This is a genomic window from Flavobacterium humi (assembly GCF_004745595.1).
Taxonomy (GTDB): Bacteria; Bacteroidota; Bacteroidia; order Flavobacteriales; family Flavobacteriaceae; genus Flavobacterium; species Flavobacterium humi.
This window is the reverse complement of record NZ_SRLH01000007.1, coordinates 130,109-149,728: the sequence shown is the minus strand read 5'-3', so window position 1 is coordinate 149,728 and position 19,620 is coordinate 130,109. Positions and strand designations below refer to the sequence as shown.

Genomic DNA, 19,620 nt, shown 5'->3' with positions numbered 1-19,620 from the left:
AATTGAGTATTCGGTTGTTTTCGGTTAGAATTTGCTATATAGTCTTTAATAATTCCTGCAATCGTTCTTTTTTCCGCTGCGAAATAGGCAAATTGCTGTTATCGGCCATGACCACATAACCACCGTCTTTCTTGATATAGGATTTCAGGTAAGAAAGATTGATCAGGTGTGATTGGTGGATGCGCTCAAACCCGTGTTCGGTCAGCATGTCTTCATATTCTTTAAGCGTTTTCGAGATCAGTATGGGTTTGCTGTTTTTGATGTAAAACTTGGTGTAATTGTCTTCGCTTTCACATCTGATAATATCGCTGATTTCAAACAAATGAATCCCATCGGAAGTCGAGAGGGCAATCCTCCTGAAATTATCCACTTTCTTGCGGATATTTTCCAGCAATAAATCGATATGGGCATAACTGTCGTTTTTATGCAGGACATTTTTAAGCTTTACCACAACTTTTTCCAGTTCTTCGGGATCAACCGGCTTTAGCAGGAAATCAAGTGCACTGAACCGGAAAGCCTTTACTGCATATTGCTCATGGGCCGTGATAAAAACGATATGAGAGGTCGATTTTCCTTTCTTATTGGCAATTTCCTCCAGGATATCAAATCCTGTGCCGTCGCCCAGCTGAATATCCAGGAAAACCACTTCAGGACTCAGCAACTGCATGGTCTCAATGCCTGTTTTGACACTATCAGCTTCCCCAATAATCTTTATTTCCGGTGCATATCTTTCCAGGAGGCTTTTCATCCCGTTCCTCAAATTCGCATCGTCATCTATCAATAAAGCTGTTATCATATGGTTGTTTTAGGCTAAATAGCATTAATTTATTCGTTTTTTTTGGTTGCGGAAGTTCTTATTTCTTCCCTTTGCCTTCTTCCCCGACAAACTGTATCGGCAGGTTCAGGACTACTTTGGTACCGAGAATAATTCCATTCCCTGTAAGTTCCTCGATATCTACTTTGGCTTTTTTGGAAGTATAGGCTTCCATCATTTCCAAACGTTTCCTGGTAATATCCAGCGCCATGGATTTATGGACGCTCACCAGGTTTTCCTTCAGTTCTTTTGATTTATTGAAACCAATCCCATTATCGGTTATGGTACAAATCAGGTTTTCGCCCTGGAGTGAAAAATCAACATCCATTTTTCCGGATTCCTTCTTCGGGATCAGCCCGTGGATGATGGCATTCTCCACAAACGGCTGTAAAAGTAAGGGCGGCAGCCCCATATCATCTTCGATTTCGTTGCTTTTGGTAATGGTGAATTCAAATTTTTTGTTAAACCGCAGCTGTTCCAATTCCAGGTAATTCTGAAGGCTTTCGATTTCCTTGTCGATCGGAATCAGGGATTCTTTGGAATATTCCAAAGTCAGGCGCATCAGTTTTGAAAATTTGGATAAGTATTTAATGGCCGAATCGGTCCCGTTCTGGACAATAAAACTCGAAATGGACCCCAGGCAATTGAACACGAAATGCGGATTCATCTGCAAATGCAGTGCTTTTTGCTCGTATTCGGCAAGTTCTTTCTGAAGGGTCAGGTGCTTTTTAAGCTGCAGCCTGTTGTACACCAAAAACACAATCCCGCATAACAGTAATATCAGCAGTGCGGTAAAAGCTATTTGCTGGCGATGCCTCTTTACCTGTTCCTTATAGACGATTTCCTTCTTTTCCTGTTCTTTTTTCTGTATGGCTTCTTTTTTTTCGAACTCAAAATTCATCTCTGCGCGCACACTGTTCCGGATACTTTCATGGTTGCTCACGCTGTCCCGAGCAATGCTGTATAATTTATAATGCTGTAACGCTTCCGCAGATTTGCCTAACTTTTCATAAATCTCGCTCAGCCTTTTTTCGGCATGTTCTACCTGTTCGGTGATTTCTAGAGCTCTTGCCAGTTGCAGGGATTTGGAGGTGTTTTCCAAAGCATCATCGTATTTGCCTTGCTCATAATGCACTTCGCCTATGTAAAAATAAGTGTCGGACACGCCGAATTTATCTTCAATCGAATGAAACTGCGTTAATGCTTTCGAATAATTTTCCAATGCTTTTGGCAGGTTGCCATTCTTTTTATAGTACAATCCAAGATTATTGAACAATTCGCCAAGCCCTCTGCTGTTAGGATATTTCCCGAACAACTGTTCCGCTTTGGTATAATATTCAAAAGCTTTCGGGTAATTTTTCTGGTTCAGGTAGATGTTCCCGATATTCGTCATGGTAATCCCTATCGTATTGTCTTCTATTTTTTGTTGGATCTTGAGGCATTTTATAAAATACTGCAACGCTTTGAAGTCTTCACCCTGTGCTTTATAGACGATACCTACATTGTTGTACACCCGGGCAAGTTTTTCATAGCTTTTGGTTTCTTCATAAATCTTCAAGGCTTTCAGGTGGTATTGAAGTGCCTTGGCATAATTGCTTTGCTCGGAAAAAACAATCCCGATACTTCCGTAAGCCCTGGCCAAACCATTATTGACTTCCGTTTTTTCTTCTCCGGCCCTTTTCTCGGCTTCATTTTCAAAAACAGCCTGGGCATTGGAGAAATTCTGCAGTGCCAAAACATAATCACCCATAATAATATAGGCATTCCCTTTATTGAGGTAAGCGTTCCCTTCGGCCAGCCTGTGCTGGATTTTTTGCGACAATTGCAAAGCCTTGCCTGCATAGTTGAGCATTTGGTTCGGATTATCCGCACGGTATTCGCTGGCAATGGCATTGAGCAATTCGGCTTTGTCAATATCGTTTTTGGCATTCTGGAAAGCCTTGATAAGGCTATCGGCAGCTTTGTGCTGGGAAATGGCCTGGGTACTTCCGGCGAGGAATAGGAGTAGAAGGTAATGGTATAATTTCATAACTAGTTTTTTACCAAAATGGGATAAACAAAAATAACCTTTAGATCTATACAGCAAAATACAAATGAGAATTTGACGGTTTTGAATGAGAATTCGATAGACAGTTTTAATTGCTCCATTCATTTTAAACATAAAAAAAAACACCCGCCGGCTTTTTGAGCTAACGGGTGCATTTTATAGTATCTGTAATCCGGGATTATTTCGTTTTAAAAGCCTTTACACCAGGAAAGTACGCTACATCATTCAATTCTTCCTCAATACGGAGCAATTGGTTGTACTTGGCCATACGGTCCGAACGCGAGGCAGAACCGGTTTTGATTTGCCCGCAATTTAACGCCACTGCCAAATCTGCAATGGTATTATCTTCCGTTTCGCCCGAACGGTGTGACATTACTGAAGTGTACCCTGCATTATGCGCCATATTTACTGCTGCAATGGTTTCTGTCAATGTTCCGATCTGGTTTACTTTCACCAAGATAGAATTGGCAATTCCTTCCGAGATACCTCGTGACAAACGCTGTACATTGGTTACGAATAAATCATCCCCTACTAATTGTACTTTATCTCCGATTTTTTCTGTCAGGTATTTCCAGCCGGCCCAATCGTCTTCGTACATACCGTCTTCAATGGATACGATCGGGTATTTTTGGGTTAATTCCGCCAAATAATCGGCCTGTTCTTCAGAAGTCCTGATTTTTCCGGTTTCTCCTTCAAATTTAGTATAATCGTATTTTCCGTTTACATAAAACTCAGAAGCAGCACAATCCAGGGCAATCATGATATCGTCGCCAAAAGTATATCCTGCATTTTCAACCGCTTTTTTAATGGAATCCAAAGCATCTTCGGTCCCTCCGGCCAAATTCGGCGCAAAACCTCCTTCATCCCCTACTGCTGTAGATAAATTCCTGTCGTGCAGCACTTTTTTAAGATTATGGAAAATTTCCGTTCCCATTTGCATCGCATGTGTAAAAGAAGTGGCTTTTACCGGCATGATCATAAATTCCTGGAAAGCGATAGGTGCATCAGAATGCGAGCCTCCATTGATGATATTCATCATAGGAACAGGCAAGGTATTTGCTGAAACTCCTCCGATATAGCGGTACAACGGCAATCCAAGTTCATTTGCTGCCGCTTTGGCCACTGCAAGGGAAACACCAAGAATAGCGTTAGCCCCTAAATTTGATTTGTTTGGTGTACCATCCAATTCAATCATGGTCTTGTCGATAAGATTCTGTTCAAAAACCGAAGTCCCGAGCAATTCGTTGGCAATGGCAACATTAACATTTTCAACAGCTTTTAATACTCCTTTGCCCATAAAGGCTTTGCCTCCGTCACGCAATTCCACCGCTTCATGTTCTCCCGTAGAAGCTCCCGAAGGAACGGCAGCACGGCCTAAAACACCGTTTTCAGTGATTACATCTACTTCGATGGTCGGGTTTCCTCTTGAATCAAGGATTTGTCTTGCGTGTATTTTTATAATAATGCTCATATTTTATTATTTTAAATGTTGGATATACTATTGAATGTATGCCTGATTATTGTTTCGATGATTTTATATTCTCAATGAATTGATCAAACAGATAAGAAGAATCATGAGGTCCCGGGCTGGCTTCCGGATGGTATTGTACCGAAAAGCAGTTTTTGGATTTCATCCTCATTCCTGCAACCGTTTCATCATTGACATGCAAGTGCGTGATTTCCAGGTCAGGATGATTGTCAAGCTCTTCCTTATTAACTGCGAATCCATGGTTCTGTGACGTAATTTCGCCTTTTCCTGTCACCAGGTTCTTCACCGGATGATTGATGCCTCGGTGGCCGTTAAACATTTTGTATGTAGAAACACCATTCGCCAAAGCAATAACCTGGTGCCCTAAACAAATCCCGAAAAGCGGGTAATTCCCCGAAATTATTTCTTTTGCCGTAGCAATCGCCCCAAATAAAGGATCCGGATCTCCAGGTCCGTTGGAAAGGAAATAACCATCAGGATTAAAAGCTTTCATTTCCTCAAAAGTTGCGTTATACGGGAAAACCTTGATATAACAATCGCGTTTGGCCAGGTTTCTCAGGATATTCTTCTTAATCCCGAGGTCTAAAGCCGATATTTTATAAGTTGCTTTTTCATCTCCAAAGAAATAAGGAGTTGTCGTAGATACTTTTGAAGCCAATTCCAATCCGTTCATATCCGGGATCAAGGCCAATTGCTTTTTCAATTCCTCTACTGGAGTACCATCTGTAGAAATGACCGCGTTCATGGCGCCGTTATCACGGATATAACTCACAAGGGCCCTGGTATCCACATCGGAAATACACACCAGGTTTTGTTTTTTGAAATAATCGAATAAATCGCTTTCTGAATTTGGTCGGGAATGATTGGTGGAAAAGTTTTTGCAAACCAGGCCAGAAATCATGATTTTTTCCGATTCTACTTCGTCAGCATTAACGCCGTAATTCCCGATATGGGCATTGGTAGCCACCATAATCTGCCCAAAATAGGACGGATCCGTAAATATTTCCTGGTAACCGGTTGTCCCGGTATTGAAGCAGACTTCGCCAAAAGTAGTCCCGCTGATCCCAATGGACATGCCGTGAAAAATTGTTCCGTCGCTTAGTAATAAAATGGCTTTTTGTTTTGTTGTGTGTTGCATTGTAGTTATTTATTTTGCAAAAATAATTCAAAAAAAAAGGATAAACTAGTAAAAGTTTATCCTTAATATTTATGAAGTAAGATTCATATTATTCTGCACTATCAGTAGTTTCTTCAGAAGATGCTGCCGGAGCCTCAGGAGCTGGAGTTTCAGCTACAGGCGTTTCCGCTTTTTTAGCTTTTCCACCACGACGGCTTTTCGCTTTTTTCTCTTCTTTTTTACCTCCATTGTATAGTTCGTTGAAGTCCACCAGTTCGATCATTGCCATATCAGCATTATCTCCCAAACGATTACCTAATTTGATAATACGTGTGTATCCTCCCGGACGGTCTCCTACTTTAGCAGCAACGTCTCTGAATAAATCAGTTACGGCATATTTGCTACGTAAGTAAGAAAAACATATACGACGATTGTGAGTTGTATCTTCTTTTGATTTTGTAATAAGCGGCTCAACGAATTGTTTAAGCGCTTTAGCTTTAGCAACTGTAGTGTTAATACGTTTGTGCTCGATAAGAGAACAAGCCATATTAGCCAACATAGCTTTTCTATGTCCAGTCTGTCTGCTTAAGTGATTGAATTTTTTTCCGTGTCTCATGACGTGTTTTTTTTAACTTCATCTTGCTTCAATCCTCTTTGGAGAGCAAAATATGAAGCAAATTATTCTTTATCTAATTTGTATTTGGCTAAATCCATTCCGAAAGTTAGATTTTTAACGGCAACTAATTCGTCAAGCTCTGTTAACGACTTCTTACCGAAATTACGGAATTTCATTAAATCATTTTTATTGAACGATACTAAGTCTCCTAATGTATCAACTTCAGCTGCTTTTAAGCAATTTAAAGCTCTTACAGACAAATCCATATCAACAAGCTTGGTTTTAAGCAGTTGTCTCATATGTAATGATTCTTCATCATACGATTCTGTTTGAGCAATTTCATCAGCCTCAAGTGTAATTCTTTCGTCAGAAAACAACATGAAATGGTGAATTAATACTTTTGCAGCTTCAGTAAGAGCATCTTTAGGATGGATAGAACCATCTGTCTTGATTTCAAAAACCAGTTTTTCGTAATCTGTTTTTTGCTCTACACGGAAATTTTCAATTGCATACTTCACATTCTTTACAGGTGTAAAGATAGAATCAGTAAATATAGTACCTATCGCAGCATTTTGTTTTTTGTTTTCCTCTGCAGGAACGTAACCTCTACCTTTTTCGATAGTAAGCTCCATGTTAAGGTTCACTTTGCTATCAAGATTGCAGATTACCAATTCCGGATTCAGAACTTGAAATCCAGAAATGAATTTTTGGAAATCACCAGCTGTAATCTGATCTTTTCCAGAGATTGAAATGGATACAGATTCATTATCAACATCTTCAATTTGACGTTTAAAACGTACTTGTTTAAGATTAAGGATAATTTCGGTAACATCTTCAACCACTCCGGAAATAGTAGAGAATTCATGATCAACACCTTCTATACGGATAGATGTGATAGCATAACCTTCCAATGCAGAAAGTAAAACTCTTCTAAGTGCATTACCAACAGTCAATCCGTAACCAGGTTCTAAAGGTCTGAATTCAAACTTACCTTCAAAATCGGTTGAATCGATCATGATAACTTTATCGGGCTTCTGAAAATTAAATATTGCCATAAATTTCGACTGATGTCAATTATTATTTGTTGTACAATTCGACGATTAGTTGTTCTTTAATGTTTTCTGGGATTTGCAATCTTGCAGGAGCAGAAACAAAAGTACCTTCTTTTGTGTCGTTATTCCATGTAATCCACTCATATACATGACTTGAATTTGATAAAGAACGTTCGATAGCTTCTAAAGATTTAGATTTTTCACGAACAGCAACTTTGTCACCAGGTTTTAAATGGTATGAAGGTACGTTAACAAGCTCACCGTTTACAGTTACGTGTCTGTGAGAAACGATTTGTCTTGCCGCTCTTCTTGATGGAGCGATACCCATTCTGTAAACTACGTTGTCTAAACGCGCTTCGCATAATTGTAAAAGGATCTCACCTGTTACACCTTTTGAAGCAGCTGCTTTTTCAAATAAGTTTCTGAATTGTTTTTCTAAAATTCCGTAAGAATATTTAGCTTTTTGCTTTTCCATCAATTGGACAGCGTATTCAGATTTTTTTCCTCTTTTTTTGGCCAAACCATGTTGCCCTGGAGGGTAATTTCTTTTTTCGAATGATTTATCATCACCGAAGATTGCCTCGCCAAATTTACGAGCAATCCTAGTACTTGGACCAGTATATCTTGCCATTTCTAAAAATTATTAAGGTAGAGATTATGAATTCAGGTCAAATCCTCCGATAATCTATGTCCTACCTAGTTATACTTAAATATAAAAAATTAAACTCTACGTCTTTTTGGAGGACGACATCCATTGTGTGGAAGTGGAGTAACGTCAATGATTTCTGTTACTTCGATTCCAGAATTGTGCAAAGAACGGATAGCAGACTCACGTCCGTTTCCTGGTCCTTTAACAAAAACCTTCACTTTTTTCAATCCAGCCTCTAATGCAACTTTAGAACAATCTTCAGCAGCCATTTGAGCAGCATACGGAGTATTCTTTTTAGAACCTCTAAAGCCCATTTTACCAGCTGATGACCAAGAAACTACTTCACCTTTCTTGTTTGTCAAAGAAATGATGATGTTGTTAAAAGTCGCACTAATATGAGCTTCACCTGTTGACTCTACTATAACTTTACGTTTTTTTGTACTTGCCTTCGCCATATTACTACTTATTATTTAGTTGCTTTTTTCTTGTTAGCAACAGTTTTTCTCTTACCTTTTCTTGTTCTAGAATTGTTTTTAGTTCTTTGACCTCTTAATGGAAGTCCAGATCTGTGACGAATACCTCTGTAACAACCGATATCCATTAAACGCTTGATGTTTAATGAAATTTCTGAACGCAATTCACCTTCAATTTTGAAGTATGAAACTGCATCACGGATACCACCGATCTCATCATCATTCCAATCTTGTACTTTTTTGTCTTGACTAACTTGAGCTTTCTCTAAAATCTCAATAGCTCTGCTTTTTCCAATTCCGAAGATATAGGTCAATGCAATGACTCCTCTTTTATTTTTGGGAATATCTACCCCTGCTATTCTTGCCATAATTATCCTTGTCTTTGTTTAAATCTAGGATTCTTTTTGTTAATAACGTATAATCTGCCTTTTCTACGAACGATAACGCATTCGGCACTTCTCTTTTTAACTGATGCTCTTACTTTCATATTAGTTTAGTATCTATAAGTAATTCTTGCTTTTGACAAATCGTAAGGACTCATTTCAAGTTTCACTTTATCACCAGGTAATAATTTGATGTAATGCATACGCATTTTTCCTGAAATGTGAGCAATTACGATATGCCCATTTTCTAATTCAACACGGAACATCGCATTTGACAATGCTTCGATGATAGATCCGTCCTGCTCTATTGCTGATTGTTTTGCCATATTAAGCTACTGCTTTTCTGTTTTTACCACTTTTCATCAAACCATCATAATGTTTGTTCAACAAGTATGAATTGATTTGCTGAATCGTATCGATTGCAACTCCAACCAAGATTAATAATGATGTTCCTCCAAAGAAATGTGCCCATTGTGACTGAACACTCATTACACTTACAATAATCGCTGGGAACACAGCTAACAAAGCAAGGAATAATGATCCTGGAAAAGTAATCAAAGACATGATTCTATCTAAGAAATCAGCCGTTTCAACTCCTGGTTTAACACCTGGTATGAAACCTCCGCTTCTTTTCAAATCATCAGCCATTTTATTAGTAGGAACACTAATTGCGGTGTAAAAGTACGTAAAAATAACGATTAACAAAGCAAATAATATATTGTACTCCCACCCGAATACATTTTTGAATCTTGCACTAACAGATTGCGCTGTTTCAGATTGTGATAATCCGGCAACAGCAGCTGGTATAAACATAATTGCCTGCGCAAAAATGATTGGCATAACTCCAGATGCATTTAACTTTAACGGAATGAATTGTCTGTTTCCTCCCATCAAATCCTGCTCCAAGTCTCCGGAAACCGAACGACGAGCGTATTGAACAGGGATTTTACGAACAGCCATAACCATTAAAATACAAGCGATGATTATTAATAACCAGATAATAACCTCAAGTACAATCAACATTGGACCTCCATTATTATTAGTTACTACTGATGAGAACTCCTGGATGAAAGCCTGTGGCATTCTTGCAACAATTCCCAATAAAATCAATAACGAAATACCATTTCCAATACCTTTATCAGTAATTTTTTCACCCAACCACATCGCAAAAATTGTACCTGTAGACAAGATGATTACTGAAGAAAATAAGAATGAGAATGAATTAAACCCTAACAAGAAAGCGTCTGCCGGCAATGTTCTATATAAATTATAGATATAACCAGGCCCTTGAACCAGTGTAATACCGATTGTCAACCATCTTGTAATCTGATTCATCTTCTTTCTACCACTTTCACCTTCTTTTTGAAGTTTTTGAAGATAAGGAATAGCGATTCCCATCAACTGAACTACAATAGACGCTGAAATGTAAGGCATAATACCTAGTGCAAACACTGAAGCTTGAGAAAATGCCCCACCTGTAAAAACATCAATTAACCAACCAATACCGCTATCAGTCTGGTTAGTTAAATTTTGCAGTTTGGAAACATCTATTCCTGGCAACGGCACTTGAGTACCAAAACGATAAACTAACAGAAATCCTAATGTAATTAGGATTCTGTTTTTAAGTTCCTCAATTTTCCAAACGTTCTGTAACGATTCAATAAATTTTTTCATCGTGTTTAGAAAATTACAATTCTATAGCTTCTCCTCCAGCAGCTTCGATAGCAGCTTTTGCAGTAGCAGTAAATTTATGTGCACTAACTTTTAATTTTGCTTTAAGCTCACCTCTACCTAAAATTTTAACAACTTCAGTTTTAGTAGCCAAACGATTTGTCACAAATACTGTCATATCTACAGTATCAGTAACTAAACCATTATCAACAAGCAATTGAAGGTTGTCAAGGTTTACACCTTGGTATTCAATTCTATTGATATTTTTGAAACCAAATTTAGGTACACGTCTTTGAAGTGGCATCTGACCTCCTTCAAATCCAATCTTTTTAGAATAACCAGAACGAGATTTAGCTCCTTTGTGTCCACGTGCAGCAGTACCACCTTTTCCAGAACCTTCTCCTCTACCTAATCTTTTATTTTGATTGTGTGTTGACCCTTCAGCTGGCTGTAAATTACTTAAATTCATAACAGTGTTTGTTATTTAGCTTCTACAACAGAAACTAAGTGTTTAACTTTATTTACCATTCCAAGGATTGCAGGACTTGCATCATGCTCAACAACCTGTCCCATTTTACGAAGACCTAAAGCTTCCAATGTTCTCTTTTGTGTAAGAGGACAATTGATTTTGCTTGTTACTTGTTTTACTAATATTTTAGCCATAATTTCCTTGAATTAACCTTTAAATACTTTCTCTAACGAAATTCCTCTTTGTCTTGACACCGTGTAAGCGCTTCTCATTTGCAATAATGCATCGAAAGTAGCTTTTACCACGTTGTGTGGATTAGAAGATCCCTGAGATTTTGACAATACATCGTGAATACCTACAGATTCAAGAACCGAACGAACAGCACCACCGGCAATTACTCCAGTACCATGGGAAGCTGGCATCAAGAATACTCTTGCACCACCGAACTTACCTTTTTGCTCGTGAGGAACAGATTGACCGCTCAAAGGAATTTTCACTAGATTTTTCTTAGCATCTTCCACTGCTTTCGCAATTGCTTCAGAAACATCCTTAGATTTTCCAAGTCCGTGTCCAACTACTCCGTTCTCGTCTCCTACAACTACAATTGCAGAGAACCCGAAAGCTCTACCACCTTTTGTAACTTTAGTAACACGATTCACACTTACCAAACGATCTTTCAATTCAAGACCACTTGGTTTTACTAACTCTACGTTTTTGTATTTATGATACATAATTTCTTAGAATTTTAATCCAGCCGCTCTAGCGCCTTCAGCTAATGATTTCACACGACCATGGTATAAATAACCACCTCTATCGAAAGTAACATTTTCAATACCTGCTTTTAAAGCTTTTTCTCCCATTAGTTTCCCAACAGCAGCAGCCACTTCAATTTTAGTACCATTTGCATCTACTCCTTTTTCACGAGAAGAAGTTGCCAATAATGTTACACCGTTTACATCATCTATAAGTTGAGCATAGATTTCTTTGTTACTTCTGAATACAGATAAACGAGGTCTTGCAGCAGTTCCGCTAACAATCTTTCTAATTCTGTACTGTATTCTCTGTCTTCTATCAGATTTTGTTAATGACATAATCTTAATTTTTAAGCTGATTTACCTGCTTTTCTTCTTAATACTTCACCTACAAATTTAACACCTTTTCCTTTGTACGGCTCAGGCTTACGGAAACCTCTGATTTTCGCAGCTACCTGACCTAAAAGTTGTTTATCGAATGAAGTTAATTTTACAATCGGGTTTTTCCCTTTTTCAGAAACAGTCTCTAAAGTAACTTCAGGGGCAATTTCTAAAACAATGTTGTGAGAGTACCCTAAAGCCAAATCAAGTTTTTGTCCTTGATTAGACGCTCTATAACCTACTCCAACGAGTTCTAACTCTTTTGTAAAACCAGTAGATACACCAGTAATCATGTTATTGATTAAAGCTCTATACAAACCGTGTTGAGCTCTCTCTTGTTTGCTATCAGCAGCTCTTTCTACAATAACCTGACCTTCTTCAACCTTAACGGTTACGTTGTTAGTATAGTCTTGTGTAAGTTGCCCTAATTTTCCTTTTACTGTAACTACAGCGTCTTTAATTTCAACAGTTACTCCTGCTGGAATTGCAATTGGATTTTTACCTATTCTTGACATTTCAGTAGTCTATTATTAGTATACGTAACAAATTACCTCACCACCAACATTAAGATGTTTTGCTTGTTTCCCAGTCATAAGACCTTTAGAAGTGGAAACAATCGCAATACCTAAACCATTTAAGATTCTTGGTAGGTTAGATGCACCTGCATATTTACGTAAACCTGGTTTACTAATTCTTTGAATATCTTTAATTACAGACTCTTTAGTATCTTTATCATACTTAAGAGCAATTTTGATTGAACCCTGAACAGCGTTGTCCTCAAATTTGTAACTTAAAATATACCCTTGATCGAATAAAATCTTTGTGATCTCTTTCTTCATGTTAGAAGCAGGAATCTCCACCACTTTGTGGTTTGCTTTCACTGCGTTCCTAACTCTCGTAAGATAATCGGCAATTGGATCTGTATACATATATGTATTAATTTGCGGTCATGGTTTTCAGCTAATACTCATTAGCTGAACCTTTGACCAATTTATAAACTTTATTATATTACCAGCTAGCTTTTTTAACTCCTGGAATCAATCCACTGTTAGCCATTTCACGGAATGTAACACGTGAAATACCGAATTGACGCATGTAACCTCTAGGTCTTCCTGTTAATTTGCAACGATTATGCAAACGAACTGGAGAAGCATTTTTCGGTAATTTTTGCAAAGATACATAATCTCCAGCTTCTAACAAAGCTTTTCTTTTCTCTGCGTATTTAGCTACCGTTTTTTCTCTTTTAACCTCACGGGCTTTCATTGATTCTTTAGCCATATCTTAATTCTTTTTAAAAGGTAAACCTAATTCAGACAATAATGATTGTGCTTCTTTATCTGTAGTAGCAGATGTTACGAAAGTAATATCCATACCTGAGATTTTGTTCACTTTATCAATATCAATTTCCGGAAAGATAATTTGCTCAAGAACTCCTAGGTTGTAATTTCCTCTACCGTCGAAACCTGTAGATTTAATTCCGTTAAAATCTCTTACACGAGGCAGAGACGAAGTCACTAATCTGTCTAAGAACTCATACATTCTTTCTCCACGAAGAGTTACTTTAGCTCCAATTGGCATTCCTTTTCTCAATTTGAAAGACGCAACGTCTTTTTTAGAGATAGTAGCTACCGCTTTTTGTCCAGTAATTTTTGTTAACTCTTCTACAGCATAATCGATAAGTTTCTTATCAGATACCGCCGCACCAACTCCTTTACTCAAAACGATTTTTTCCAATTTAGGAACTTGCATAACGTTTTTGTAACCGAATTCTTCTTTAAGAGCAGAGATAACTCTACTCTTATATTCTTCTTTAAGTCTAGGTATATAAGCCATTACTATAATACTTGATTAGATTTTTTTGAAAATCTTACTTTCTTATCTCCTTCAACTTTAATTCCAACTCTTGTAGTTTCCTTTGTTTTAGGATCTATAAGAGCGATGTTGGAAATTTGTATTGGAGCTTCTTTCTTAACGATTCCTCCCTGAGGGTTTTTTGCACTTGGTTTAGTATGTTTCGAAACCATGTTTACACCTTCAACGATCGCTTTGTTCTTTTCACGATCCACTTTTAGAACTTTACCTTCCGAACCTTTATGGTCACCGGCAATCACTCTAACTACGTCTCCTGATTTTATTTTTAGCTTTATCATCTTACTGAAAAATTAAAGCACTTCAGGTGCCAATGATACAATTTTCATGAATTGTTTTTCACGAAGTTCTCTTGCAACCGGACCAAAAACACGAGTTCCTCTCATCTCACCAGCAGCATTCAACAATACGCAAGCGTTATCGTCAAATCTGATGTATGAACCATCGGCTCTTCGTACTTCTTTTTTGGTACGTACAACAACTGCAGTTGAAACAGCACCTTTTTTAACGTTTCCGTTAGGTGTTGCATCTTTGATAGAAACTACAATTTTATCTCCAACAGAGGCATAACGACGTTTCGTTCCTCCAAGCACACGGATAGTTAAAACTTCTTTAGCTCCCGTGTTGTCTGCTACTCTTAGTCTTGATTCTTGTTGTACCATAATTATTTAGCTCTTTCAATGATTTCAACTAGTCTCCAACATTTAGATTTAGACAAAGGTCTTGTTTCCATGATCTTTACCGTATCTCCGATGTTACAGTCGTTTGTTTCGTCGTGTGCAACATATTTCTTAGTTTTTAACACGAACTTACCATATAATGGGTGTTTTACTCTACGTACCTCAGAAACAACAATAGACTTGTCCATTTTGTCACTAGTTACAACACCAATTCTTTCTTTTCTTAAATTTCTTTTTTCCATCTTTTCAGCAGAATACAATTATTGTAGCTCTCTTTTGCTAATTTCAGTTGCAATTCTTGCCACTGAACGTCTTAAACTTCTAATTTGAAGCGGATTCTCGATTGGAGAAATAGCATGAGCGATTTTTAGGTCGGCGTACGTTTTCTTTAACTGAACTAATTTAGCTTGTAACTCAGCTGCAGATAGATCTTTAATTTCTGATTGTTTCATAATAATATTGATTATGCTTCGAAATCTCTAGCAACGACGAATTTAGTTTTAACTGGTAATTTTTGAGCTGCAAGACGTAACGCCTCTTTTGCAACTGACAAAGGAACTCCACCAACTTCAAACATAATTCTTCCTGGTTTAACAACAGCAGCCCAGTATTCAACTGCACCTTTACCTTTACCCATACGTACTTCAAGAGGTTTCTTTGTTATAGGTTTGTCCGGGAATATCTTGATCCATAATTGCCCCTCACGTTTCATGTAACGAGTTGCAGCGATACGAGCAGCTTCGATTTGACGAGACGTCAAGAAAGCTCCATCTTCATGAACAGATTTAATTCCAAACATTCCATTAGAAAGTTCGTGCCCTCTTTGAGCGTTACCTTTCATTTTACCTTTCTGTACCTTACGGTATTTTGTTCTTTTAGGCTGTAACATTTTTCTTTAATTTAAAAATTACTTTCTTTTACGAGGATTTGGTTTTCCGTTTGGCTTTCCTCCACGAGGAGCATCACCACCTTTACCACCTGAAGCTTGTTTTTTATCCATTCCAACAAGTGGAGATAAATCACGCTTTCCATACACCTCACCTTTCATGATCCATACTTTGATACCCATTCTACCGTAAGTAGTATGTGCTTCAGCCAAAGCATAATCAATATCGGCTCTGAAAGTTGATAGAGGAATCCTTCCTTCTTTGAAACCTTCTGAACGTGCCATTTCAGCACCATTCAAACGACCGGAAATCAAAACTTTAATTCCTTCTGCATTCATTCTCATAGATGCAGCGATAGCCATTTTAATAGCTCTTCTGTAAGAGATACGGCTTTCGATTTGACGAGCGATGCTAGTCGCAACTAGATAAGCATCTAACTCAGGTCTTTTGATTTCAAAGATGTTGATTTGAACCTCTTTGTCAGTAACTTTCTTAAGTTCCTCTTTCAACTTGTCTACCTCTTGTCCACCTTTCCCGATAATGATACCAGGTCTTGCAGTAGTGATAGTAACGGTTACAAGTTTTAAAGTTCTCTCGATAATTACTTTAGATACACTAGCTTTTGATAAACGAGCATGAATGTACTTTCTGATTTTGTAGTCTTCGGCGATTTTATCACCGTAGTCATTACCACCATACCAGTTAGAATCCCATCCTCTGATGATACCAAGGCGATTTCCGATTGGATTTGTCTTTTGTCCCATCTTTATTAATTGCTTTGTGTGTTATTAATAGCTCCCAACACGATTGTTACGTGGTTAGAACGTTTTCTAATTCTGTGTGCACGACCTTGTGGAGCTGGACGAAGTCTTTTTAACATCATACCACCATCTACTTTGATCTCTTTGATAAATAAGCCTGCTTCAGTCACATTACCTTCACTATTTTTCTGCTCCCAGTTGTTGATTGCAGATAATAATAGTTTTTCTAATTTTCTTGAAGCTTCTTTAGAGCTGAATCTTAAAATATTAAGTGCTCTTTCCACTTTCTGACCTCTTACTAGATCTGCTACTAAGCGCATTTTTCTAGGTGAAGTAGGGCAGTTATTTAACTTTGCAAAAGCTAGAGTCTTATTAGCCTCTTTTCTTGCGTCTGCTGTTTCTCTTTTACGAACTCCCATTGCTTCTTATTTTTTACCTTTGTTTTTTGCTCCAGCGTGACCTCTAAACGATCTTGTTGGTGAAAATTCTCCTAATTTATGTCCTACCATATTCTCAGTTACATAAACCGGAACAAACTGACGGCCGTTGTGAACAGCGATTGTTTGTCCTACGAAATCTGGAGTAATCATAGATGCGCGAGACCAAGTCTTAACAACTCCTTTGTTTCCGCCTTCTATGTTTTCTTGTACTTTCTTTTCTAATTTATAGTGTACGAAAGGTCCTTTTTTTAATGAACGTGCCATATCTTATTATTTCTTTCTACGTTCTACAATATACTTGTTACTTGGGTTTTGCTTAGAACGAGTTCTATAACCTTTAGCTGGTAAACCTTTTCTTGAACGTGGATGACCTCCAGAAGAACGTCCTTCACCACCACCCATTGGGTGATCGACAGGGTTCATCGCTACCGGTCTAGTTCTAGGTCTTCTACCCAACCATCTTGTTCTACCTGCTTTACCAGATACGATCAATTGATGATCGGAGTTAGATACAGCTCCAATTGTTGCAGAACAAGTAAGCAAGATTAATCTTGTCTCTCCTGAAGGCATTTTAATTGTAGCGTATTTACCGTCTCTCGCCATTAATTGAGCAAATGTACCAGCCGAACGAGCAATAACAGCTCCTTGACCTGGACGCAACTCAATACAAGATATTACAGTTCCCAATGGAATTTTGCTTAATGGCAAAGTATTTCCGATTTCCGGCGCTGAACCTTCTCCTGAAACAACTTTTTGCCCTACTTGCAATCCGTTTTGAGCAATAATATACGTTTTCTCACCATCAGCATAAGCCAATAATGCGATAAAAGCAGTTCTGTTTGGATCGTACTCAATTGATTTAACCGTAGCAGGAATTCCAGCTTTAGTTCTTTTGAAATCAATGATACGATATCTTTGTTTGTGACCACCGCCTGTATAACGCATGGTCATTTTTCCTTGACTATTTCTACCTCCAGAGTTTTTTATCGGTGCGATCAATGAACGCTCCGGCTTATCAGTTGTAATAGCGTCAAAACCATTAACAACTCTAAAACGCTGACCCGGGGTAATAGGTTTTAATTTTCTTACTGACATCTTATTTTATTAGATATTGTTGTAAAAATCTATTGTTTCTCCCTCTTGTACTTGTACAATTGCTTTTTTGTAAGCATTTGACTTACCGGTGATCAATCCACTTTTAGTGTATTTAGTCGATCTGTCCGGACGTACATTCATTGTATTAACATTTACAACTTTAACAGCATAAGCAGCTTCAATAGCTTTCTTAATTTGTACTTTGTTTGCTTTTTTGTCTACAACGAAACCAAAACGGTTGAATACTTCACCGTCTTTGGTTATTTTTTCTGTTACGATAGGTTTAATTATGATACTCATGGCCTATTATTTGCTTAAATTTTCTTCAATTCCTTCTAAAGATCCTTCTAAAAGAACTAAATTATTTGCGTGTAATATCGCATAAGTACTTAATTCTGAGCTAGTTAACACATTAGACGCCTTTAAATTACGTGACGACAAATATACATTTTTATTTGTATCGCCCAACACGAATAAGGATTTTTTGTTTTCTAACCCTAACGCTTTCAAAACGTTGATGAAATTTTTAGTATTTGGAGCTTCAAATGTGAAATCTTCTACTACTATAATATTCGACTCTTGCGCTTTGATAGAGAAAGCTGATTTTCTTGCTAAACGCTTAACCGTTTTATTCAATTTGAATGAATAACTTCTAGGTCTAGGTCCAAAAACAGTACCTCCTCCTTTGAATAAAGGGTTTTTTGCACTACCGGCACGAGCTGTACCAGTACCTTTTTGTTTTTTAATCTTACGAGTACTTCCGGCAACTTCAGCTCTTTCTTTAGCTTTGTGAGTTCCTTGTCTTTGATTTGCTAAGTATTGCTTAACATCAAGATATACCGCATGCTTATTAGGCTCGATTGCGAAAACTGAATCAGAAAGTTGAACTTTTCTTCCAGTTTCTTTTCCGTTGATATTTAAAACTTTTACTTCCATTACTTCTGAATGATTACGTAAGAGTCTTTACATCCAGGAACACATCCTTTGATAACAAGTAGGTTCTTTTCAGCCACTACTTTCAAAACTCTTAGATTTTGTACTTTTACATTGTCTCCACCCATTCTTCCGGCCATACGCATTCCTTTGAACACTCTAGACGGATAAGACGAAGCTCCCACAGAACCTGGCGCTCTTAAACGGTTATGCTGACCATGAGTAGCTTGTCCAACACCACCAAAACCGTGACGTTTAACAACACCCTGGAAACCTTTACCTTTAGACACACCTTGTACATCTACAAATTCTCCTTCAGAGAATACATCAACAGTGATTACATCACCTAATTTGTGCTCGTTTGCGAAATCCTGGAATTCAACGACTTTTTTCTTAGCTACAGTTCCCGCTTTCTTAAAGTGACCTAAGTCAGCTTTTGTGGAATGTTTCTCGTTTTTGTCATCGAAACCAAGTTGCAGAGCTTCATACCCGTCAACACCTTTGGTTCTGACTTGGGTAACTACGCATGGTCCTGCTTCAATAACAGTACAAGGGATGTTTTTCCCGTTCTCGTCAAAGATGCTAGTCATGCCAATTTTTCTTCCGATTAACCCAGACATATTACTAATTATTAATTATTTACTAAAACTTTATTTTTTTTGAGTGTGCAAAAGTAGGGATTAAGTTTTGAATAACAAAACTTAATCCCTAAATACTTTTTATCTAATTAATTAGACTTTGATTTCAACTTCAACTCCACTTGGCAACTCTAACTTCATTAGAGCGTCGATAGTTTTTGAAGAAGAACTGTAAATATCTAACAATCTTTTGTATGACATCACTTCAAACTGCTCTCTCGCTTTTTTGTTAACGTGCGGAGAACGCAATACAGTGAAAAGTTTTTTATGCGTTGGCAACGGAATAGGACCAGTTACAACAGCACCTGTACTTTTTACAGTTTTTACAATCTTTTCAGCAGACTTGTCTACCAACATGTGATCGTAAGATTTCAATTTTATTCTGATTTTTTGACTCATTTTCT

The 19,620-nt window shown here is 37.7% G+C and carries 33 protein-coding genes; all 33 read right to left on the bottom strand.

Annotated features, from left to right (window positions below):
• Positions 1-34 precede the first annotated feature (34 nt).
• The 33 genes from E4635_RS13190 to rpsJ all read right to left on the bottom strand — a co-directional run bounded on the left by E4635_RS13190 (position 35) and on the right by rpsJ (position 19,615).
• Positions 35-796 carry a LytR/AlgR family response regulator transcription factor gene (locus E4635_RS13190; protein ID WP_135527165.1) on the bottom strand — a complete coding sequence of 254 codons (762 nt, stop codon included), beginning with the start codon at positions 794-796 and terminating at the stop codon, positions 35-37.
• A 58-nt stretch (positions 797-854) separates the two neighbouring features.
• A complete protein-coding gene (locus E4635_RS13185; protein WP_169630267.1) occupies positions 855-2,843 on the bottom strand; it encodes a tetratricopeptide repeat protein in 1,989 nt (662 codons plus the stop codon).
• Positions 2,844-3,039: 196 nt separating this feature from the next.
• Positions 3,040-4,332 carry a phosphopyruvate hydratase gene (gene eno, locus E4635_RS13180; RefSeq protein ID WP_135527163.1) on the bottom strand — a complete coding sequence of 431 codons (1,293 nt, stop codon included), beginning with the start codon at positions 4,330-4,332 and terminating at the stop codon, positions 3,040-3,042.
• A 46-nt stretch (positions 4,333-4,378) separates the two neighbouring features.
• Positions 4,379-5,488, bottom strand: coding sequence for a glutamine-hydrolyzing carbamoyl-phosphate synthase small subunit (gene carA, locus E4635_RS13175; protein WP_135527162.1), 1,110 nt, complete (start codon positions 5,486-5,488; stop codon positions 4,379-4,381).
• Between the two features lie 88 nt (positions 5,489-5,576).
• Positions 5,577-6,083: a 50S ribosomal protein L17 gene (gene rplQ / locus E4635_RS13170; RefSeq protein ID WP_135527161.1), complete on the bottom strand. Its 507-nt coding sequence runs from the start codon at positions 6,081-6,083 to the stop codon at positions 5,577-5,579.
• 62 nt (positions 6,084-6,145) lie between these two features.
• A complete protein-coding gene (locus E4635_RS13165; RefSeq protein ID WP_135527160.1) occupies positions 6,146-7,138 on the bottom strand; it encodes a DNA-directed RNA polymerase subunit alpha in 993 nt (330 codons plus the stop codon).
• A 22-nt stretch (positions 7,139-7,160) separates the two neighbouring features.
• Positions 7,161-7,766 (bottom strand): 30S ribosomal protein S4, encoded by a 606-nt coding sequence (rpsD, locus tag E4635_RS13160; RefSeq protein ID WP_135527159.1) that lies wholly within the window; start codon positions 7,764-7,766, stop codon positions 7,161-7,163.
• 89 nt (positions 7,767-7,855) lie between these two features.
• Positions 7,856-8,239, bottom strand: a complete 384-nt coding sequence (gene rpsK / locus E4635_RS13155) for a 30S ribosomal protein S11 (RefSeq protein ID WP_135527158.1) — start codon at positions 8,237-8,239, stop codon at positions 7,856-7,858.
• Between the two features lie 11 nt (positions 8,240-8,250).
• A complete protein-coding gene (gene rpsM, locus E4635_RS13150; protein ID WP_135527157.1) occupies positions 8,251-8,625 on the bottom strand; it encodes a 30S ribosomal protein S13 in 375 nt (124 codons plus the stop codon).
• Positions 8,626-8,627: 2 nt separating this feature from the next.
• Positions 8,628-8,744, bottom strand: coding sequence for a type B 50S ribosomal protein L36 (gene ykgO / locus E4635_RS13145; protein WP_084139925.1), 117 nt, complete (start codon positions 8,742-8,744; stop codon positions 8,628-8,630).
• Positions 8,745-8,750: 6 nt separating this feature from the next.
• Positions 8,751-8,966, bottom strand: a complete 216-nt coding sequence (infA, locus tag E4635_RS13140) for a translation initiation factor IF-1 (RefSeq protein ID WP_007136545.1) — start codon at positions 8,964-8,966, stop codon at positions 8,751-8,753.
• Position 8,967: 1 nt separating this feature from the next.
• Positions 8,968-10,314, bottom strand: a complete 1,347-nt coding sequence (gene secY, locus E4635_RS13135; protein ID WP_135527156.1) for a preprotein translocase subunit SecY — start codon at positions 10,312-10,314, stop codon at positions 8,968-8,970.
• 13 nt (positions 10,315-10,327) lie between these two features.
• The gene (gene rplO, locus E4635_RS13130) at positions 10,328-10,780 is read right to left on the bottom strand and encodes a 50S ribosomal protein L15 (protein WP_135527155.1); all 453 of its coding nucleotides are present in this window, start codon (positions 10,778-10,780) and stop codon (positions 10,328-10,330) included.
• A gap of 11 nt (positions 10,781-10,791) precedes the next feature.
• Entirely contained in the window at positions 10,792-10,974 is a 183-nt protein-coding gene (rpmD, locus tag E4635_RS13125) for a 50S ribosomal protein L30 (RefSeq protein WP_135527154.1), read from the bottom strand.
• 12 nt (positions 10,975-10,986) lie between these two features.
• On the bottom strand, positions 10,987-11,511 hold the full coding sequence (gene rpsE / locus E4635_RS13120; RefSeq protein ID WP_091476826.1) for a 30S ribosomal protein S5: 525 nt from the start codon (positions 11,509-11,511) through the stop codon (positions 10,987-10,989).
• 6 nt (positions 11,512-11,517) lie between these two features.
• Positions 11,518-11,871 carry a 50S ribosomal protein L18 gene (rplR, locus tag E4635_RS13115; protein WP_135527153.1) on the bottom strand — a complete coding sequence of 118 codons (354 nt, stop codon included), beginning with the start codon at positions 11,869-11,871 and terminating at the stop codon, positions 11,518-11,520.
• A gap of 11 nt (positions 11,872-11,882) precedes the next feature.
• Positions 11,883-12,428 (bottom strand): 50S ribosomal protein L6, encoded by a 546-nt coding sequence (gene rplF / locus E4635_RS13110; protein ID WP_135527152.1) that lies wholly within the window; start codon positions 12,426-12,428, stop codon positions 11,883-11,885.
• A gap of 15 nt (positions 12,429-12,443) precedes the next feature.
• Positions 12,444-12,842: a 30S ribosomal protein S8 gene (rpsH, locus tag E4635_RS13105; RefSeq protein WP_135527151.1), complete on the bottom strand. Its 399-nt coding sequence runs from the start codon at positions 12,840-12,842 to the stop codon at positions 12,444-12,446.
• A 79-nt stretch (positions 12,843-12,921) separates the two neighbouring features.
• A complete protein-coding gene (gene rpsN, locus E4635_RS13100) occupies positions 12,922-13,191 on the bottom strand; it encodes a 30S ribosomal protein S14 (RefSeq protein ID WP_135527150.1) in 270 nt (89 codons plus the stop codon).
• Positions 13,192-13,194: 3 nt separating this feature from the next.
• Complete coding sequence (gene rplE / locus E4635_RS13095; RefSeq protein ID WP_135527149.1) at positions 13,195-13,746, bottom strand: 50S ribosomal protein L5; 552 nt, start codon at positions 13,744-13,746, stop codon at positions 13,195-13,197.
• Positions 13,747-13,748: 2 nt separating this feature from the next.
• Complete coding sequence (gene rplX, locus E4635_RS13090; protein WP_135527148.1) at positions 13,749-14,063, bottom strand: 50S ribosomal protein L24; 315 nt, start codon at positions 14,061-14,063, stop codon at positions 13,749-13,751.
• Between the two features lie 12 nt (positions 14,064-14,075).
• Positions 14,076-14,444: a 50S ribosomal protein L14 gene (gene rplN / locus E4635_RS13085; RefSeq protein ID WP_129436249.1), complete on the bottom strand. Its 369-nt coding sequence runs from the start codon at positions 14,442-14,444 to the stop codon at positions 14,076-14,078.
• Between the two features lie 2 nt (positions 14,445-14,446).
• Positions 14,447-14,704: a 30S ribosomal protein S17 gene (rpsQ, locus tag E4635_RS13080; RefSeq protein WP_135527147.1), complete on the bottom strand. Its 258-nt coding sequence runs from the start codon at positions 14,702-14,704 to the stop codon at positions 14,447-14,449.
• Positions 14,705-14,722: 18 nt separating this feature from the next.
• A complete protein-coding gene (rpmC, locus tag E4635_RS13075) occupies positions 14,723-14,914 on the bottom strand; it encodes a 50S ribosomal protein L29 (RefSeq protein ID WP_135527146.1) in 192 nt (63 codons plus the stop codon).
• An 11-nt stretch (positions 14,915-14,925) separates the two neighbouring features.
• Positions 14,926-15,351 carry a 50S ribosomal protein L16 gene (gene rplP / locus E4635_RS13070; protein ID WP_135527145.1) on the bottom strand — a complete coding sequence of 142 codons (426 nt, stop codon included), beginning with the start codon at positions 15,349-15,351 and terminating at the stop codon, positions 14,926-14,928.
• Between the two features lie 18 nt (positions 15,352-15,369).
• Positions 15,370-16,113, bottom strand: coding sequence for a 30S ribosomal protein S3 (gene rpsC / locus E4635_RS13065; protein WP_135527144.1), 744 nt, complete (start codon positions 16,111-16,113; stop codon positions 15,370-15,372).
• A gap of 5 nt (positions 16,114-16,118) precedes the next feature.
• The gene (gene rplV / locus E4635_RS13060) at positions 16,119-16,529 is read right to left on the bottom strand and encodes a 50S ribosomal protein L22 (protein ID WP_135527143.1); all 411 of its coding nucleotides are present in this window, start codon (positions 16,527-16,529) and stop codon (positions 16,119-16,121) included.
• A gap of 6 nt (positions 16,530-16,535) precedes the next feature.
• Positions 16,536-16,814, bottom strand: a complete 279-nt coding sequence (rpsS, locus tag E4635_RS13055) for a 30S ribosomal protein S19 (protein WP_073311710.1) — start codon at positions 16,812-16,814, stop codon at positions 16,536-16,538.
• 6 nt (positions 16,815-16,820) lie between these two features.
• Positions 16,821-17,645 carry a 50S ribosomal protein L2 gene (gene rplB, locus E4635_RS13050; RefSeq protein ID WP_135527142.1) on the bottom strand — a complete coding sequence of 275 codons (825 nt, stop codon included), beginning with the start codon at positions 17,643-17,645 and terminating at the stop codon, positions 16,821-16,823.
• Between the two features lie 9 nt (positions 17,646-17,654).
• A complete protein-coding gene (rplW, locus tag E4635_RS13045; RefSeq protein WP_135527141.1) occupies positions 17,655-17,945 on the bottom strand; it encodes a 50S ribosomal protein L23 in 291 nt (96 codons plus the stop codon).
• A gap of 6 nt (positions 17,946-17,951) precedes the next feature.
• Positions 17,952-18,581 (bottom strand): 50S ribosomal protein L4, encoded by a 630-nt coding sequence (gene rplD / locus E4635_RS13040; RefSeq protein WP_135527140.1) that lies wholly within the window; start codon positions 18,579-18,581, stop codon positions 17,952-17,954.
• Positions 18,581-19,198, bottom strand: coding sequence for a 50S ribosomal protein L3 (gene rplC / locus E4635_RS13035; protein WP_135527139.1), 618 nt, complete (start codon positions 19,196-19,198; stop codon positions 18,581-18,583). Before rplC ends, rplD begins: the two co-directional genes overlap by 1 nt.
• 111 nt (positions 19,199-19,309) lie before the next feature.
• On the bottom strand, positions 19,310-19,615 hold the full coding sequence (gene rpsJ, locus E4635_RS13030; protein WP_135527138.1) for a 30S ribosomal protein S10: 306 nt from the start codon (positions 19,613-19,615) through the stop codon (positions 19,310-19,312).
• Between the last annotated feature and the right edge of the window lie 5 nt (positions 19,616-19,620).

Coding starts and splice junctions, on each gene's coding strand:
- rpmD (WP_135527154.1), bottom strand. CDS start 10,974: ATGGCTAAAATATTAGTAAAACAAGTAACAAGCAAAATCAATTGTCCT.
- rpsN (WP_135527150.1), bottom strand. CDS start 13,191: ATGGCTAAAGAATCAATGAAAGCCCGTGAGGTTAAAAGAGAAAAAACG.
- rplN (WP_129436249.1), bottom strand. CDS start 14,444: ATGGTACAACAAGAATCAAGACTAAGAGTAGCAGACAACACGGGAGCT.
- eno (WP_135527163.1), bottom strand. CDS start 4,332: ATGAGCATTATTATAAAAATACACGCAAGACAAATCCTTGATTCAAGA.
- rplC (WP_135527139.1), bottom strand. CDS start 19,198: ATGTCTGGGTTAATCGGAAGAAAAATTGGCATGACTAGCATCTTTGAC.
- rpsD (WP_135527159.1), bottom strand. CDS start 7,766: ATGGCAAGATATACTGGTCCAAGTACTAGGATTGCTCGTAAATTTGGC.
- rplX (WP_135527148.1), bottom strand. CDS start 14,063: ATGATAAAGCTAAAAATAAAATCAGGAGACGTAGTTAGAGTGATTGCC.
- rplQ (WP_135527161.1), bottom strand. CDS start 6,083: ATGAGACACGGAAAAAAATTCAATCACTTAAGCAGACAGACTGGACAT.
- rplR (WP_135527153.1), bottom strand. CDS start 11,871: ATGTCATTAACAAAATCTGATAGAAGACAGAGAATACAGTACAGAATT.
- rpsJ (WP_135527138.1), bottom strand. CDS start 19,615: ATGAGTCAAAAAATCAGAATAAAATTGAAATCTTACGATCACATGTTG.
- rpsE (WP_091476826.1), bottom strand. CDS start 11,511: ATGTATCATAAATACAAAAACGTAGAGTTAGTAAAACCAAGTGGTCTT.
- rpsS (WP_073311710.1), bottom strand. CDS start 16,814: ATGGCACGTTCATTAAAAAAAGGACCTTTCGTACACTATAAATTAGAA.
- rpsM (WP_135527157.1), bottom strand. CDS start 8,625: ATGGCAAGAATAGCAGGGGTAGATATTCCCAAAAATAAAAGAGGAGTC.
- rplD (WP_135527140.1), bottom strand. CDS start 18,581: ATGGAAGTAAAAGTTTTAAATATCAACGGAAAAGAAACTGGAAGAAAA.
- E4635_RS13190 (WP_135527165.1), bottom strand. CDS start 796: ATGATAACAGCTTTATTGATAGATGACGATGCGAATTTGAGGAACGGG.
- rplP (WP_135527145.1), bottom strand. CDS start 15,351: ATGTTACAGCCTAAAAGAACAAAATACCGTAAGGTACAGAAAGGTAAA.
- E4635_RS13185 (WP_169630267.1), bottom strand. CDS start 2,843: ATGAAATTATACCATTACCTTCTACTCCTATTCCTCGCCGGAAGTACC.
- rplF (WP_135527152.1), bottom strand. CDS start 12,428: ATGTCAAGAATAGGTAAAAATCCAATTGCAATTCCAGCAGGAGTAACT.
- rplV (WP_135527143.1), bottom strand. CDS start 16,529: ATGGGAGTTCGTAAAAGAGAAACAGCAGACGCAAGAAAAGAGGCTAAT.
- infA (WP_007136545.1), bottom strand. CDS start 8,966: ATGGCAAAACAATCAGCAATAGAGCAGGACGGATCTATCATCGAAGCA.
- rplE (WP_135527149.1), bottom strand. CDS start 13,746: ATGGCTTATATACCTAGACTTAAAGAAGAATATAAGAGTAGAGTTATC.
- rpsC (WP_135527144.1), bottom strand. CDS start 16,113: ATGGGACAAAAGACAAATCCAATCGGAAATCGCCTTGGTATCATCAGA.
- rpmC (WP_135527146.1), bottom strand. CDS start 14,914: ATGAAACAATCAGAAATTAAAGATCTATCTGCAGCTGAGTTACAAGCT.
- rplO (WP_135527155.1), bottom strand. CDS start 10,780: ATGAATTTAAGTAATTTACAGCCAGCTGAAGGGTCAACACACAATCAA.
- carA (WP_135527162.1), bottom strand. CDS start 5,488: ATGCAACACACAACAAAACAAAAAGCCATTTTATTACTAAGCGACGGA.
- E4635_RS13165 (WP_135527160.1), bottom strand. CDS start 7,138: ATGGCAATATTTAATTTTCAGAAGCCCGATAAAGTTATCATGATCGAT.
- rpsH (WP_135527151.1), bottom strand. CDS start 12,842: ATGTATACAGATCCAATTGCCGATTATCTTACGAGAGTTAGGAACGCA.
- rplB (WP_135527142.1), bottom strand. CDS start 17,645: ATGTCAGTAAGAAAATTAAAACCTATTACCCCGGGTCAGCGTTTTAGA.
- secY (WP_135527156.1), bottom strand. CDS start 10,314: ATGAAAAAATTTATTGAATCGTTACAGAACGTTTGGAAAATTGAGGAA.
- rplW (WP_135527141.1), bottom strand. CDS start 17,945: ATGAGTATCATAATTAAACCTATCGTAACAGAAAAAATAACCAAAGAC.
- ykgO (WP_084139925.1), bottom strand. CDS start 8,744: ATGAAAGTAAGAGCATCAGTTAAAAAGAGAAGTGCCGAATGCGTTATC.
- rpsQ (WP_135527147.1), bottom strand. CDS start 14,704: ATGGAAAAAAGAAATTTAAGAAAAGAAAGAATTGGTGTTGTAACTAGT.
- rpsK (WP_135527158.1), bottom strand. CDS start 8,239: ATGGCGAAGGCAAGTACAAAAAAACGTAAAGTTATAGTAGAGTCAACA.